Genomic DNA, 15,092 nt, shown 5'->3' with positions numbered 1-15,092 from the left:
TACAGGCGTGGGCTTCAACCCACGCCGACCAATGGCAGCAGGTAGTTTTGGCGACATTTTTGCCTTTCCCAGCAAAAATGATGACAAAACGTGTTCAGCGGATTCACAAATTGACCTCTAACCCAAAACCCTTATCTTCGGTAAATCCCTTTTGACGATGAACCGAAAAGAATCTCTCACCAAAATAGCTGCTGGAGCCGGACTGCTCACAGCCTTGCCAGTAGCCGGCTGGGGCAGAAGCCACACAGCTGATTTCACATCCGACTTCCTTCGCCGCTGGGAAACCAGCAAAGGCTATACGCTAAAGGTGCTTGATAAAATGCCAGAAGAGCATTTCAGCTTTGCTCCGACTCCCGAACAGATGGGCTTTGGCAAGCAGCTGACGCACATGGCTTTCTGGAACTCCTTTTACATTGCTCCCTTCGAGGGGAAGAAAGCCATGTCGGAACCCAAAGAAATCACAAAAGCGGCAGCCAGGGCCTACATTGAAGAAAACTTTGACTACTGCACTTCTGTGATCAAAAAAATATCATCATCAGATCTGGATAGAGAGGGCATCATAGATGAAAACTATTGGAGAGAACACACTGGAACGGATTTACTTCTCCGGGCATTTGCCCACACTTCCCATCACAGGGCCGAGGCCATTGTCTACCTACGGCTGAAAGGAATTGAGCCTCCCTTCTTTGAGTTCTAGCATTCTCTCGCTTTCTTCACTTTTTAGTTCATCAAGTCTTTCACAATGAATAAAGCATTTGCTTTTACGGGACTGCTACTTGTCCTATTTGGGTGTAACCAAAACACCAAAAACAGTCAAACTGAGGAGAGGATCTTATCAGGCAATCCTTTATGGGAAGGCTGGTACGCCGACCCGGAAGGCGTGGTATTTGGCGACGAATACTGGATCTACCCCACTTTCTCAGCGAAATATGAGGAGCAAGTATTTCTAGATGCTTTTTCTTCGAAAGACCTCGTCACCTGGACAAAACATGAGGGTATTATTGATACCAGTATTGTGAAATGGGCCAATCGGGCGATGTGGGCCCCATCAGCTATTGAAAAAGACGGGAGGTACTTTCTTTTCTTTGCAGCCAACGACATTCAAAATCAGGATGGCCCTTACTGGAAAGACAACCCCGATGCAGCCAAACAGCAGGGCGGCATTGGGATTGGCGTGGCTGACAGCCCCGCAGGGCCCTTTGCCGACTACCTGGGCAAGCCGCTCATCGATCAATTCTACAACGGTGCGCAACCCATCGATCAGTATGTTTTCAAAGCCATGGACGGGAAATACTATATCGTTTACGGAGGATGGCGCCATTGCAATATCGGGCAGTTGAATGACGACTTCACGGCTTTGGTGCCATTTGAAGATGGCGACCTGGTGAAAGAAATTACCCCGGAAGGCTACGTGGAAGGTCCCACCTTTGCCATCAGAAACGGCAAGTACTACTTTATGTGGAGTGAAGGCAACTGGGGAGACGAAACCTACCGGGTGGCCTATGCTATTTCCGATTCTTTGTTTGGCCCATTTGAGCGGATAGGAACGATCCTATCGCAAGATCCTGAAGTCGCTACCGGCTCCGGTCATCACTCGGTCATCAATGTGCCCAATACCGACGAGTGGTATATTGTGTACCACCGCCGCCCGATCCCGAACGAAGGCCGTGACCATCGGGTAACCTGCATCGACAAACTGGAGTTCAATGAAGATGGCACCATTAAGCCTGTAAAGATTACTTTTGAAGGTGTGGAAGCCAGACCACTTTAAATATTGCCAGTTTTGCATATTCGGACAATAAAAAGTCGCCCATGAGAACGCTCTTTGTTAGTACCATAGTTTTACTCTTTTCCTATTCCTGCGGCTGCAAATCTGAGTGCACCAGTCCACCAATGACTTTCAAATTAGAAATTGTGGATTTGGAAACAGGTGCTAATCTGATAGAAAATGGAACGATCAACACGGCCGACATCACATTAAAAGCCACGGATACCGGTCAAGAGGTGGATTTTTTGATTACTGACAACCAAATAGTGTCCGATGAAATAGGCTGGAAAAGTGCAGACCGATCCACTGAGTTTGAACTAAAGCTTGGCGATGCCGGAACCGTGATTTGTACGATTGTATACAAAGGTGTTTCGGAAAATTGCTGCAGCTTCTTTGAGTTGCAGGGCGCCAGCTTCAGTAAAGAGCATGAAATGATTGATGAGTATAGTTATTTGATTAAGCTGTAATTTTTCAATTACTGTTTTCAAGTCTAAAACCCCGGCTTCTGACTTCACCCAATTTTTCTTATATTTATTATAAACGAAAGTGATATGACCTTGACTACCCGAAATCAACTGGCTGAATGGATTCTAAAGCTTGAAGATGAGGTTCTACTTGACGCCATTAGCCAACTAAAAGAGTCATCGGAGCAAGGAGATTGGTATACTGATTGGACAGGGGGCCAAAAAGAATCCATTTATAAAGGAATGGACGATCATAAAAATGAGAGAACCTTGAGCAGCGAAGACTTCTGGAAGAAAAATGGCTGACCTCTCCCGCTCTGCATTAAGTAAAAACTAATCTTTTATGAAAGCACTAGTTCACACCAGAAAAAACCAGTTGGCTCATAGCCTCTTCTTGACGATAGCCTCGACAATCACTCTCATGCTATTCTACATTGACGAAGGAAGGTACTCTTTTGAAGGTCTATTGTCTTTGGAGTTCCTGCCTGCCTTTCTTTTTTACGGAACGATCTTCTTCGGTTTGCAAGCTGCTCCCTTTCACCTGACAGAACGAATCCTTGGCTTCTCCGGCAGGCTCATCACCTCGTTCTCCTTTTTCCTCTCCTTGCTTGTTGCCGCCTATTGGGCCATTTCCTAAGCCCAGGCTCTATCGCCCTTAGCATAAGGCACACATCCCTCCCATCTCCCTGGTACAGCTATGTATCTAAGTGCCTGCGTGGCGCCTGGCTCGGAAGAAAAATAGCCCCAATTGGTGAGCTGATGCATCATGCTAAAGTAGTGAACAGGCTCGTCCTCAGCCTTGCTATCATTGTACTTTTCCGCTTGCTCCAAAAGGGCAACAAGCAATAACTCCCTCTTCTCAGCACCAATGAGCATAAAGTCATCCCCCTGCATTTGCTGGCTGGCCTTGTTGAGCTTCACAAGTCCTTCTGTAAATACTTTTTGCTCCTCTTCGCTGTAGCAGTCAGTAACAATCGCCTTCATGAACTCGCCGATTTTAGCGGCCCTTGCCCCTGGAGAACCTTCGGTGGTCGGCAGTATAGTTTCACCGACTTCGTCCAACAACGCAATGTCATTCGCACTAAAAAGCCCCTCCTTGGGAGCTGATGGCTTGCACCCGGTTAAAAATACCTGGGCCCCCACCATGGTGCCTCCCATAAGCAGTGCGGTGGCTGATATCGCTTTTCTTCTGTTCATAGCTCTTCGCTTACAAATTGCCTTTCTTAAACTCCTCCGCTGCATAGTTAGCAGCCCTGGCCGTCAGCGCCATGTATAGAATGGATGGGCTCTGATTGCCTGTGCTTGTCATGCAGGCGCCGTCGGTCACAAACACATTTTTGCATTGGTGCACCTGATTCCATTCATTCAAAATGGAATTGGCTGGATCGGTGCCCATCCTCGCTCCACCCATTTCATGGATGTCGAGGCCTGGCGCTTGCTTGCTGTCATTTGTTTCTATGTTTTTAACGCCTGCTTTCTCCATCATCAGCCGAGCCTGGGTAAGAAAATCGGCCACCATTTTCTCGTCGTTGTCGTCGTAGCCCACAGATGTTATCAGCAGGGGAATGCCCCACTGGTCTCTCTCTGTTTCGCTTAGCCTCACATGATTTTCCGCTTTGGGAATGGTCTCTCCCTGCATGTACATATACACATGCCAGCCGCCAGGTTCTGTCTGCGACAATTTATAGGCTGCACCTATGGCAGGCTGTTTGAAATGCACACCCCTCGCCCGCCAGGCACCTGAGAAAATGGTGTACCCGCCCACAAAATCTGTGTCACGATCGCCCAAATTCCGGAAGTTGGCAATAATCGGCTCTGTAGGGTTTCTTCCGTAATAGTATTTGTCTTCAAACCCGTCGACCTCTCCTCCGGCCCAACCCCGGTAGTTGTGAAACCCTACATATCTGCCAAGCAAGTCGTTGTCGTTGCCCAGCCCATTGGGGAAGCGGTTCGACTTCGAGTTCAGCATAATCAGGGTGCTATTGAGCGCTGAGGCATTAAGGAAGATGATCCGGGCTTTGAAATCGGTAACCTCTTTGGTATTGGCGTCAATCACCCGCACACCGCTGGCCTTGCCAGAAGCCTCATCATAAAGAATGGAGTGCACTACAGAAAAAGGCCGAATAGTCATATTACCAGTTTTATCTGCCCAGGGCAAAGTGGACGATACAGAGCTGAAATAGCCACCAAATGGACAACCCCGCATACACATGTTGCGGGCCTGGCATTGGCCTCTTCCCTGCTGAATGTGGATTTCCTGAGGCTCAGTGATGTGCGCCCAGCGGGCATGCACCATGTGCCGGTCGGGGAAGTGCTCTTTGATTTTGTCGCTCATGTGCTGCTCCACACAGTTGAACTGGAAAGGAGGCAGAAACTCTCCATCAGGCATCGCTTCAATACCATCTTTGGTGCCGCATACGCCCATGAACTTTTCGACATGCGAATACCAGGGAGCCACATCATCGTAGCCTATGGGCCACTTCATACCATATTCATGGCGCTCCGGTGCCGTAAATTCATACTTGCTCCAGCGTTGGGTGGCCCGGCCCCAGATAATCGACTTGCCTCCCACCTGATAGCCACGGATCCAGTCAAATGGTTTCTCCTGCACATAAGGATGGTCTTTATCTTCAATAAAAAAGTGTTTTGTGTCCTCTCCAAACCCGGCGGCTTTGGTGATTAGCGGGTTTGCCTCTTTGAACTTTTTAGTCAGAGCGCCTCTGTGTTTCAGCTCCCAGGGCCTGAGGTTAGCCGTAGGGTAGTCTTTATTATGCACTACATCCCGCCCTCTTTCCAGAACAAGCGTTCTTAACCCTTTGTCACATAACTCTTTCGCAGCCCAGCCACCGGAAATTCCCGAGCCGATCACGATGGCATCAAAGGTGTTATCCATATTGTAAATTCAGGGTATTGTAGTTAAGCATTAATCTATCAAGTTATAAAAATTGGGAGGGACTTGAACAAGAATATTGTATTTTTACATGACTGACACCTACCACTTCCTGACAATCCATTTTTCATCACTTTTTGATCACCAGAGTTTGTAGCCATGTCCAAAAGAGTAATATTCGACTTCGATATCAGCTTCACCAACGGTGGGGGTATACAGGGACAGGAATTTCGCCTCGATATTGGCGGGGAGTCCATTTCCGACAAAGAGCTGGCCGACTACATAGTGTGGGACATGCGCCTGCTGATGGTAGGCAAAGTGAAGATCATTAACAAACGCTACATCGTTGAAGAGCACAAGCGATCTCCTATCTCACTTGCGCAGGGAGAAGAGCTTATCGACCTCAGCCATACTGTGTTTGATGGCTTGGTCACCTACAAAGGCCTCCCTGCACCTGTTATTTGCGACTACCTGAGCAGAGAGCAGTCAAAGGAAATCTACGAGAAAGGCGTGACCGTTCAGATTGGGCGCATTGACATGGTAGCTAATACGGGCACCTACATTGACTGCCCGTTTCATTTTTTTGAAGAGGGAACAGACCTGTCGGAAGTGCCGCTTAACGCCTTTACAGGTCTAAATGGCATTACCATCGAAGCGAAGGGAGTCACGGAAATTGGTATCGACTTTTTTAAAAACAAAGAGATCAGGAACAAGGCTGTGCTGGTGCACTCTGGCTGGGCCACCAACTGGAACACGGAAGCCTATTTCACTGACCACCCCTATGTAACCAAAGAAGCGGCTGAATACCTGCGGGAATGCGACGTGAAGCTGGTGGGTATCGATAGCCACAACATCGACGACACCAGAGGCAAAGCCCGCCCTGTTCATTCCACCCTGCTGGGCGCCGACATCCTGATTGTGGAGCACATGTGTAACCTTGATATGCTGCCCGCCGCTGGCTACACTTTCCACGCTGTGCCTCCAAAGGTCAAAGGCATGGGTACTTTTCCTGTGCGTGCGTATGCCAAATTGTAAATGAACGCCATCATCAATGCTCGTGCTGCTAGCGGCGGCCATGCCTTGCCTGCGATGGTTAATAGTTTAAGGCAGGACACCCGTGAATGAAATTTCTAACGTGTTTCCGGTGATTTAAGCGTATGCTTCACGACAACAGCCAATACTACCTCAGCAAGAATGAGCCGGCCAAAAGCTGTCTGTTGGCCCTGCGAAGCATCATCCTTCAACAGGACGACGAGGTAACCGAAACGCAGAAGTATGGCATGCCCTGCTTCTGTTACAAGAACAAGATGTTCTGCTACCTGTGGACCGACAAGAAGACCGACGAGCCTTACCTGTTGATGGTGGAAGGCAAACACCTGCAACACCCTGAGCTGGAAGAGGGCAACCGGTCACGGATGAAAATTTTCGGGTCAACCCCAGCGCAGACTTGCCGATAGAATCCATCAGGCAATTACTAAATGATGCTCTGGATTTGTACAGAATGGGATAATAAAGGTGAAATGAAATTGCAGGTGAGAAAAAGCGATTTGCTGGAACTTACTGCTTACCAACTACTTCTTACTTTTCCACTCCTTACTCTCCCACTTTTTCCCCTATCTTTATACCTGCCTAATTACCAAAATTTACCATTCTTATGAAAAGACTTATCCTGCCAGCAATGGCATTTGGCCTGTTTTTCGGCTGTGAACAAACTCCGGAGAAGGAGGCTGTGAAAACTTATTCCATCGAGCAATTCTACAAAAACATCAACGTGAGCGGCGGCAGCTTCTCGCCAGATGAATCAAAGATGCTTGTTTCCACCAATGAAACAGGTATTTATAATGCCTACGAAATCCCGGTCGATGGCAAAGGCGAGAAAAAGCAGCTAACTAACTCCACCGTCGATTCTTACTTTGCGCTCTCCTACTTCCCGAACGACGAGCGGCTACTCTTCACCGCCGACCAGGGTGGTAACGAAAACAACCACATTTACCTGCAGCAGCCCGACGGCACGCAGAAGGATCTGACGCCTTACGACAGCGCCAAGAGCTCGTTTTACGGCTGGAGCCAGGACAAGCAAAGCATGTTCATTGCCTCCAACAAGCGTGACCCCAAATACATGGACGTTTATGAGCGCACGATTGCTTCCATTGACAATGAAACCGGTTTTGGAGAGGTGATCTATCAAAACAACGACGGCAGGGACGTGGCTGCCATTTCGCCAGACAAGAACTATTTCGCACTGACTGAGTCCATCACCAGCGCTGACTCCAAGATGTATCTCTACAACAAATCGACCGGCGAAACCACCGACATCAGCGAGCATGAGGGTGACGTGCAATATGGCCCGCAGTTCTTCAGCCTCGACAACAAGGAGTTGTACTACACCACCGACGAAGGGGCAGAGTTTGTCTACCTGATGAAGATGAACCTGGAGACAAAAGCCACTGAAAAAGTATACGAAGACAAATGGGATGTGTGGTACGCCTATGAGTCACAAAATGGAAAGTACCGGGTGATTGGCGTGAACGAAGATGCCTCCACCAAAGTGCATATTTTCGACATGACCACCGGCAAAGAAGTGATGCTTCCTGCCATTGAAGGAGGCAGCATTGCCTCAGTAAATATTTCCGACAGTGAGAAGCTGGCCCGCCTGACCGTGAGCACCTCAGCGTCGCCCAGTAATATCTATGTGTACAACTTCGAAACCAATGCCCTCACCAAACTCACCCACACGCTCAATCCTGAAATGGCTGCCAGCGACCTGGTAGAGGGCAAGGTAGTGCGCTTCAAGTCGTTTGATGGCACAGAGATTCCGGGCATTTACTACCAGCCTAAGAATGCAGCTCCCGGCGACAAAGTACCTGCGCTCGTGTGGGTGCACGGCGGCCCTGGCGGACAAACCAGGCTGAGCTATTTTGCTTTGATCCAATACCTGGTGAACCATGGCTATGCCATACTGGCGGTGAACAACCGGGGCAGCAGTGGCTATGGCAAAACATTCTACCACATGGACGACCAAAACCACGGCGACAAAGACCTGAAAGACTGCGTGGCCGGCAAAACCTACCTGGAGTCGACTGGTGTGATTGACATGGACAAGGTGGGCATCATTGGCGGCTCTTACGGCGGCTATATGGTAATGGCAGCACTTACCTTTGCCCCTGATGAGTTCAATGTAGGTGTAAACCTGTTTGGTGTCACCAACTGGCTGCGCACGCTCAAGTCCATCCCTCCTTATTGGGAAAGCTTCCGCAAATCGCTTTACGATGAAATGGGCGATCCCTACACAGCAGACTCGGTGAGGTTGTATGAAATCTCTCCTCTCTTCCACACCGAAAGGGTAACCAAGCCACTGATGGTGCTGCAAGGCGCCAACGACGTTCGGGTGCTGCCAGTGGAATCTGACGAAATAGTAGCAGGAGTGAAAGCCAACGGCGTGCCGGTAGAGTATGTCGTCTTCGACGACGAAGGCCACGGCTTCCGCAAAAAGGAAAACGAGATTGAAGGCTACGGCAAGGTGCTGGTTTTCCTTGATAAGTATTTGAAGGGTGAAGGGGAGCCTGCGGCGGGGGAGTAGTGAATTAATTGCCAGTATTTACCAGATGGTTGCTGGCAACTTTACAGACTATAGCATCACATATCCAATTAGTGAGATTTGACAAACAAGAACCCCAGATCACTACCAAACGCACACTAATATATACGCTAAAATTATGGGGCTAGTATTTGTAATTTTAAAACAACCTCTCGAGTTATGATATCGAAGATCAAGCTAAAATTTGGATCAACACCGGGAAGGCCCGCACTTGACACAAATACCACCCCAATTACTGTCTTTGTCGGTCCCAACAATTCTGGAAAAAGTAAAGTACTGACCGAGATTTACACCTTTTGCGTAAATGGAATAGTAAATGGAGGTAATCTCATACTGGACCATTTAGTGTATAAACCAATAGCAAATCCCGAGTCGGAAATAATCAAGCATACGCTATCTCCTCGGCAAAATGAATTCATACAACCCGGTCAGATAATTTTTGGCAAAGGGCCATACAGGGTTCAAATTAGGAAGGAAAGTTTATTAACCATCCTAAGCGATGTCGCCTCAAACCGTCAAGACTATTCTAACTACTACGTCAGTTTCAATACAACGATGATTGACGGGCAAAGTAGGATAGGGTTAATTGAACCACAGCAAGCAGGTGATCTGCAGGGTCATCCACAAACAAGCTTACAAGTGCTCTTTAAAGACAATTCTAAAAGACATGAAGTTCGAAGGATCATAAAGGATGCTTTTAAGAAATTTTTCGTCATTGATCCAACAAGTCTAGGCCAGTTCAGAATACGTCTTTCCGATGTAGCTCCATCTGATGATATGCAGGAACGTGGAATCCATGAAGACGCAGTTAATTTCCACAGCAAGGCACTAGATATCGCTCTCGCAAGCGATGGAGTAAAGGCTTTCACTGGAATAATTACAACTTTGATTGCCGGCGACCCAAAAGTCATTCTAATAGACGAACCAGAGGCATTCCTACACCCCTCACTAGCAGCAAATCTTGGGAAAGAGGTTAGCAATTCTGTTAATGGCTCCACCAAAAATCTATTTGTATCAACTCATAGTGCATACTTCCTAATGGGATGTATTCAGTCTGGAACCCCCATCAACATTATTAGATTAACTTACTCTAACAACGTTGCAACAGCGAGAATACTTCCAAGCGAAAAAGTCCTTAGGGTAATGCGTCATCCTTTGCTTCGCTCGGTTGGCGTATTAAATGGGCTTTTCTACGAATATGTCATTGTAACAGAAGGAGATGCTGACAGAGCTTTCTATCAAGAAATAAATGAGCGACTCTTAATGTTCACTTCCAAAGGGATTCCAAATTGTCTGTTCCTTAACGCTCAAAACAAACAAACGATACACGAAATCATGAATCCTCTAAGGGGAATGGGGATACCATGTGCGGCGATTGTCGACGTTGATGTTATCAAAGAAGGTGGAACAGTGTGGTCAAACTTGCTTAATAGTGCCTTTATCCCAAGTCTAACAGTTAGTTCAACAGCAACTTCAAGATCACATATAAAGGGCCGGTTTGACGAAAAAAGAATTGATTTTAAGAAGAATGGTGGGGTCGACATCCTCGATCCTAGCGACAAAGAAGCCTGCAATAATCTCTTTGATCAACTTGACGAATATGGAATATTCACCGTCAGAAAAGGTGAGTTGGAAAGCTGGCTAAGGGGATTAGGAGTTGTGTCTAAACATAGCCCAGAGTGGCTTATTCAAATTTTTGAAAAATTAGGCGAAGATTCAACAAGTCAAAATTATGTAAAGCCAGATGATGGAGATGTCTGGGAGTTCGTAGCAAAAATTGGCGAATGGTTTACAAATCCGAACAAAAAGGGTATCCCCGATTAGTTCAATGACAGGTTCATCTAGGCTTACAACTGATCGAGAAAACTGAAGCCCTGCTCTTCGACATGTTCCGAAGGGCATGTCGAAGTTCCCATAAAATGGGATTTAAATCCCTAAATCTACCCTCCTCAATGCCGTAAGGGTCTCTCCCAGCTGGGCAGGCTTGGGTTTTCTACTAACTGGCGTTCACCAGCTTCACCTGTTTTTCTAAATGTCCAGGTTTTGGAATTGAGGAAATGGTGGCAACCAATCGCCGCTACTAACGTTGAATCAGGTGTTCTACCATAGGTTAATTAGCATAAAATATATTAGTTCACTACCTTTGTATACGAGTACTTCTAATTGACTCTCAGTATTTTGGAAAAGCCGAAAGCACATAAAGACAAAATTATCGCTGCAGCTAAGAAGTTAGTTGAAGACAAGAAGTCTATATTGGCTTATTCCAGAGGAGAAATATCTAAGGAAGAATTGAATGAAAGAGGCGTTAAGCTTGCCATGCCTCTATAAGGTATACTTAGATACCTCCAAACACTCCTATCAATTTGCTACTACATGCGGCGCTGAATACGAAGTGTTCTTTCAGCAAGCTAATGATCTGTTTTCCGGAACTGACATAGAGGGTGCAGACATATTCTCGGTCTCGGTAAATAAAACTGTATCCGGGGATGGAAAACAGGATCGTGAAATAGCCCTGACCGTAGACCATATAGTGGATCACTTTTTCAAGATCAGGAATCGAATTCTATTGTACACCTGCGACAGCACTGATGGAAGGCAGTTGACCAGAGAAAAGTTGTTTAATGGATGGTACGTCAAAAGCAGCCTGAATAAACGCATCTCTAAATTGGACTCCAGTTTGGAAGGAGATGTAGTCATCAAATCGAGTATTTTATTTGACAGGGAGAATGACCTTGGAGCAGCTAATATTACCAGATGCTTTAATGAAGTTCAGGCTATTCTGAAGGAATCCAAAATGGAGTAGCCCGCTCTCCAATATGTCCCGAGCAGCATTCCGGTTCCCCATGACCTAAGCTTCTGCTTCACAACCCCAGCTCCCTCATCAATTCCCGGGCTGCTGCGCCGCCCGCACGATTGGCACCGATAGTAGAGGCGGAAGGCCCATAGCCCACCAGATGGATCCGGGGCTCTTTGGCGACCATAGTGGCGAGGCTGCCAGCCATAACAATGCCGTCACCTTCTTCTCTGGGCAGCACAGCATCCAAATGCGAAAGAGCACCTTTGAACCCGGTGTTCCACAAAATCACATCAGCTTTTTCTTCTCTGCCATCGGCCCATTTCACCCCAGTTTTTGTGATCTCGCTGAACATAGGGAGGCGGTTGAGTACGCCCCGCTTTTTCATATCAAGAACAGTCGGCGACAAGGGCAGCCCGGTTACAGACACCACCGACAAGGGCGGCAGACCTTTCCGCACTCTTTCTTCTACCATCGCCACAGCATTGTGCCCTGCTGCATCGTCAAACGGCCCCTCTCTGAATTCCGGCGGCCGCCGGGTCACCCAGGTGGTAGTGGTCACTTTCGAGATCTGGTTCAGTAGCTGAATGGCAGAGATACCAGCCCCTACTATTATCACATGCTTGCCTTTGAAATAATCAGCGGTCTTGAAATCCCTGGTATGCAGCTGCTCTCCCTCAAAAAGGGCAGCACCGGGGTACTCCGGAATATAGGGATTTTGCCAGGTGCCCGTGGCATTGACCAGTCCCTGAGCTGAAAACAGCGCAGCAGACGTATCGATATGCAGCCGGTCGTTGTGCCAGTACACCTTCTCTACCTTGAGCGGACGATATACCTGCAGACCGAACTTCTTTTCGTACAACTCATAGTAGTGTGGCACCGCCACACTCGCCTTCACTTCGGTGGCGTTCGTTGCTATCGTCTCTTCAAACGGCATACCCGGCAGGTCGTGAATCCTGTTCACCGTGCTCAGCGTAAGCGAGGGCCAGCGAAACTGCCATGCGCCACCAGGACGGGGTGCTTCATCCAGCACCACAAAGTCCCGACCTGCTTCCAGCCCACGTCTCTTCAGGTGATAGGCCGTAGAAAGTCCAGCTTGCCCTGCCCCTATGACCGCAATTTTGGTTTTGTAGCGAATTCTGTTAGCCATTCAAAACCATCAGGTTAGCGCCATCCCAGCCCTGGCGCTACATGCTCCAGAATGGAAGAAAGCACATGCACATTGTAATCCACACCTAAGGTATTTGGTATGGTCAAAAGAAGGGTGTCTGCCTCCTGAATAGCTTCATCCTGCGCCAGTTCTTTAATCAGTTGGTCAGGCTCGGCGGCATAGCTCCTGCCGAAAATAGCCCTCCTGTTGTTCTCCAACATGCCTATTTTATCCGTCCTGTCAGCCTCACGACCGAAATAGTGCCTGTCCTGCTGGCTGACCAATGCAAAAATAGATCGGCTCACCGAAATCCTGGGTTCACGCTGGTGGCCGGCTTCCTTCCATGCTTTTCTGTACAACCTGATCTGTTCAGCTTGCTGCACGTGAAATGGCTTGCCGCTTTCATCGAACTTCAAAGTTGAGCTTTGGAGGTTCATGCCCATTTTCCCCGCCCACTCGGCCGTGGCGTCCGAACCAGATCCCCACCAAATGCGGTCACGCAGTCCTGCAGAAAACGGTTCTAATCGCAACAACCCAGGTGGATTTGGAAACATTGGATAAGGGTTAGGCTGCGCAAAGCCCACTCCTTTCAATTGTTCAAAAAATTGCACCCCTTTTTGACGTCCCATGTCTGCGTCGGTTTCTCCTTCGGCAGGTTCATAACCAAAGTGTCGCCAGCCCTCAATCACTTGTTCCGGTGAACCCCTGCTGATGCCCAGCTGTAGCCTGCCACCAGCAATCAAATCAGCCGCCCCGGCGTCTTCCGCCATGTACAGCGGATTTTCATAACGCATGTCAATAACGCCTGTGCCAATTTCAATGCGGCTGGTTTTAGCACCAATTGCCGCCAGTAATGGAAAAGGAGAGGCCAACTGCTTCGCAAAATGGTGTACCCGAAAATAAGCGCCATCTATCCCAATCTCTTCTGCTGCTACCGCCAGGTCAATAGATTGCAGCAGAGTGTCGCTGGCAGTTTTGGTGGCATAGGCCGGATGGTTGTCCCAGTGTCCAAATGATAAAAATCCTATCTTTTTCATATTCCCACAATGGGTTGATGTAATGGTGCTAAAGATAGTAAACGCCCTATTTGCTATAAGCATAGTGTCACTACCTTTTCATATTAATTATCGGACAACATTTTACGCTGAAAATTGGTGCCATCGTTCAAGGCGGTGGTGCCTACCTTTTTATTCGCTTCACATTTTGGCTTTATTTCCGTCAGTGCGTAAGTTGCTTTCAGCACTAAACAGGAGTATACATGGCTAGCAGGCCCAACCATGTCGCAAGCGTCCGCTTGTGACTATTCATCCTCTGGCGTCCGCCAGCCTCCACACCCGTCACCACATGATAAGCTATTATTCCTTTCATCTGTTGGCTTTATTTCCCTCAGTGCGTAAGTTGCTTTCAGCACTAAACAACAGCATGAATGACTAAAAAGCGCATATTTTTTACGGGAGGATCAGGAAAAGCGGGAAAGCACGTGGTGCCCTACCTCCTCAACCAGGGGCATAGAGTAATGAATGTAGACCTGGTACCTTTAGATCACCCGGGGGTGGATAATCTGAAGGCTGATATTACCGATTCCGGGCAAATGTTCAATGCCATGAGTTCGTATGCCGGGCTGGATGAGCTGGAGGCAGGCACGGGCATACCCAGGTTTGATGCTGTGGTGCATTTTGCAGCCGTGCCCAGGATCTTGATCAACCCCGACAACGAAACTTTTCGGGTCAACACCATAGGCACTTACAATGTGATTGAAGCCGCTGTGAAGCTTGGTATAAAGAAAATTATCATTGCATCTTCGGAAACCACCTATGGTGTCTGCTTTTCAGATGGCAAAACCGACCCGCATGTGCTGCCTCTGGAGGAAGATTATGACGTGGACCCCATGGATAGCTATGGACTGTCGAAGGTGGTGAATGAGAAAACAGCCCGCAGCTTCCAGCGACGTTCAGGCTTTGATATTTACGCCCTTCGTATCGGCAACGTGATTGAGCCTCACGAATACACTGAACTTTTTCCAGGTTACTTCAAAAATCCTGAAGTGCGCCGCAGGAATGCCTTCTGTTATATCGATGCACGTGACCTGGGGCAGATTGTGGATTTCTGTTTGAAAAAAGACGGCCTGGGCTATCAGGTTTTCAACGCTGGGAATGACCACAACGGCGCTGTTATCCCGACCAAAGAATTGGCGGAGAGGTTTTTCCCTGGCGTACCCATTACCCGTGAACTGGGCGAGCATGAAGCCCTGTTTTCAAATCGGAAAATCCGTGAAGTGCTGGGATTCAAAGAAGAGCATAATTGGAGGAAATACTTGAAATGGGATTGATGGGCAGCTGCCCTTCGACGTGCGCTGAAGGCATGGCCAACGCAGTTGTCGGCACGGCCAAATAGCCCCCAAGCAAGAGCCGTCAGACACCGGTGAACC

Annotated in this window: 16 protein-coding genes; 11 read left to right on the top strand and 5 right to left on the bottom strand. The window is 48.1% G+C overall.

Going from position 1 to position 15,092, the window contains the following annotated elements; all coding sequences use genetic code 11:
- The first annotated feature begins 157 nt into the window (after positions 1–157).
- The 5 genes from RT717_RS04745 to RT717_RS04725 all read left to right on the top strand — a co-directional run bounded on the left by RT717_RS04745 (position 158) and on the right by RT717_RS04725 (position 2,869).
- Positions 158–697, top strand: coding sequence for a DinB family protein (locus RT717_RS04745; protein WP_317490584.1), 540 nt, complete (start codon positions 158–160; stop codon positions 695–697).
- 45 nt (positions 698–742) lie between these two features.
- Positions 743–1,771 (top strand): glycoside hydrolase family 43 protein, encoded by a 1,029-nt coding sequence (locus RT717_RS04740; RefSeq protein ID WP_317490583.1) that lies wholly within the window; start codon positions 743–745, stop codon positions 1,769–1,771.
- 122 nt (positions 1,772–1,893) lie between these two features.
- Complete coding sequence (locus RT717_RS04735; protein ID WP_317490582.1) at positions 1,894–2,235, top strand: hypothetical protein; 342 nt, start codon at positions 1,894–1,896, stop codon at positions 2,233–2,235.
- Between the two features lie 84 nt (positions 2,236–2,319).
- On the top strand, positions 2,320–2,538 hold the full coding sequence (locus tag RT717_RS04730) for a hypothetical protein (protein WP_317490581.1): 219 nt from the start codon (positions 2,320–2,322) through the stop codon (positions 2,536–2,538).
- A 37-nt stretch (positions 2,539–2,575) separates the two neighbouring features.
- Positions 2,576–2,869, top strand: a complete 294-nt coding sequence (locus RT717_RS04725; protein ID WP_317490580.1) for a hypothetical protein — start codon at positions 2,576–2,578, stop codon at positions 2,867–2,869.
- On the opposite strand, the gene RT717_RS04720 is transcribed toward RT717_RS04725, so the two are convergent.
- Both RT717_RS04720 and RT717_RS04715 read right to left on the bottom strand, forming a co-directional pair.
- A complete protein-coding gene (locus RT717_RS04720) occupies positions 2,866–3,429 on the bottom strand; it encodes a gluconate 2-dehydrogenase subunit 3 family protein (protein ID WP_317490579.1) in 564 nt (187 codons plus the stop codon). The genes RT717_RS04725 and RT717_RS04720 overlap by 4 nt on opposite strands.
- Before the next feature lie 10 nt (positions 3,430–3,439).
- Positions 3,440–5,125, bottom strand: a complete 1,686-nt coding sequence (locus RT717_RS04715) for a GMC family oxidoreductase (RefSeq protein WP_317490578.1) — start codon at positions 5,123–5,125, stop codon at positions 3,440–3,442.
- Between the two features lie 156 nt (positions 5,126–5,281).
- Between RT717_RS04715 and RT717_RS04710 the strand changes: the two genes are divergently transcribed.
- The 5 genes from RT717_RS04710 (at position 5,282) to RT717_RS04690 (ending at position 11,523) form a co-directional block, all read left to right on the top strand.
- Positions 5,282–6,157 (top strand): cyclase family protein, encoded by an 876-nt coding sequence (locus RT717_RS04710; protein ID WP_317490577.1) that lies wholly within the window; start codon positions 5,282–5,284, stop codon positions 6,155–6,157.
- 122 nt (positions 6,158–6,279) lie between these two features.
- Entirely contained in the window at positions 6,280–6,579 is a 300-nt protein-coding gene (locus RT717_RS04705; protein ID WP_317490576.1) for a DUF1801 domain-containing protein, read from the top strand.
- 197 nt (positions 6,580–6,776) lie between these two features.
- Positions 6,777–8,702 (top strand): S9 family peptidase, encoded by a 1,926-nt coding sequence (locus tag RT717_RS04700; protein WP_317490575.1) that lies wholly within the window; start codon positions 6,777–6,779, stop codon positions 8,700–8,702.
- Between the two features lie 177 nt (positions 8,703–8,879).
- A complete protein-coding gene (locus RT717_RS04695; RefSeq protein WP_317490574.1) occupies positions 8,880–10,544 on the top strand; it encodes an ATP-dependent nuclease in 1,665 nt (554 codons plus the stop codon).
- A gap of 469 nt (positions 10,545–11,013) precedes the next feature.
- Positions 11,014–11,523, top strand: coding sequence for a DUF6169 family protein (locus RT717_RS04690; RefSeq protein WP_317490573.1), 510 nt, complete (start codon positions 11,014–11,016; stop codon positions 11,521–11,523).
- Between the two features lie 58 nt (positions 11,524–11,581).
- Here RT717_RS04690 and RT717_RS04685 read toward each other — a convergent pair whose 3' ends face one another.
- From RT717_RS04685 to RT717_RS04675, 3 genes are all read right to left on the bottom strand, one after another.
- A complete protein-coding gene (locus RT717_RS04685) occupies positions 11,582–12,664 on the bottom strand; it encodes an FAD-dependent oxidoreductase (protein WP_317490572.1) in 1,083 nt (360 codons plus the stop codon).
- Between the two features lie 14 nt (positions 12,665–12,678).
- Positions 12,679–13,701, bottom strand: a complete 1,023-nt coding sequence (locus RT717_RS04680) for an LLM class flavin-dependent oxidoreductase (protein ID WP_317490571.1) — start codon at positions 13,699–13,701, stop codon at positions 12,679–12,681.
- Positions 13,702–13,906: 205 nt separating this feature from the next.
- Positions 13,907–14,032: a hypothetical protein gene (locus tag RT717_RS04675; protein WP_317490570.1), complete on the bottom strand. Its 126-nt coding sequence runs from the start codon at positions 14,030–14,032 to the stop codon at positions 13,907–13,909.
- A 58-nt stretch (positions 14,033–14,090) separates the two neighbouring features.
- Between RT717_RS04675 and RT717_RS04670 the strand changes: the two genes are divergently transcribed.
- Positions 14,091–14,993 (top strand): NAD-dependent epimerase/dehydratase family protein, encoded by a 903-nt coding sequence (locus RT717_RS04670; protein WP_317490569.1) that lies wholly within the window; start codon positions 14,091–14,093, stop codon positions 14,991–14,993.
- The last annotated feature ends 99 nt before the right edge of the window (positions 14,994–15,092 follow it).

Source organism: Imperialibacter roseus (genome assembly GCF_032999765.1).
Classification (GTDB): domain Bacteria; phylum Bacteroidota; class Bacteroidia; order Cytophagales; family Cyclobacteriaceae; genus Imperialibacter; species Imperialibacter roseus.
This window is presented reverse-complemented; position numbering and strand designations above follow the sequence as displayed.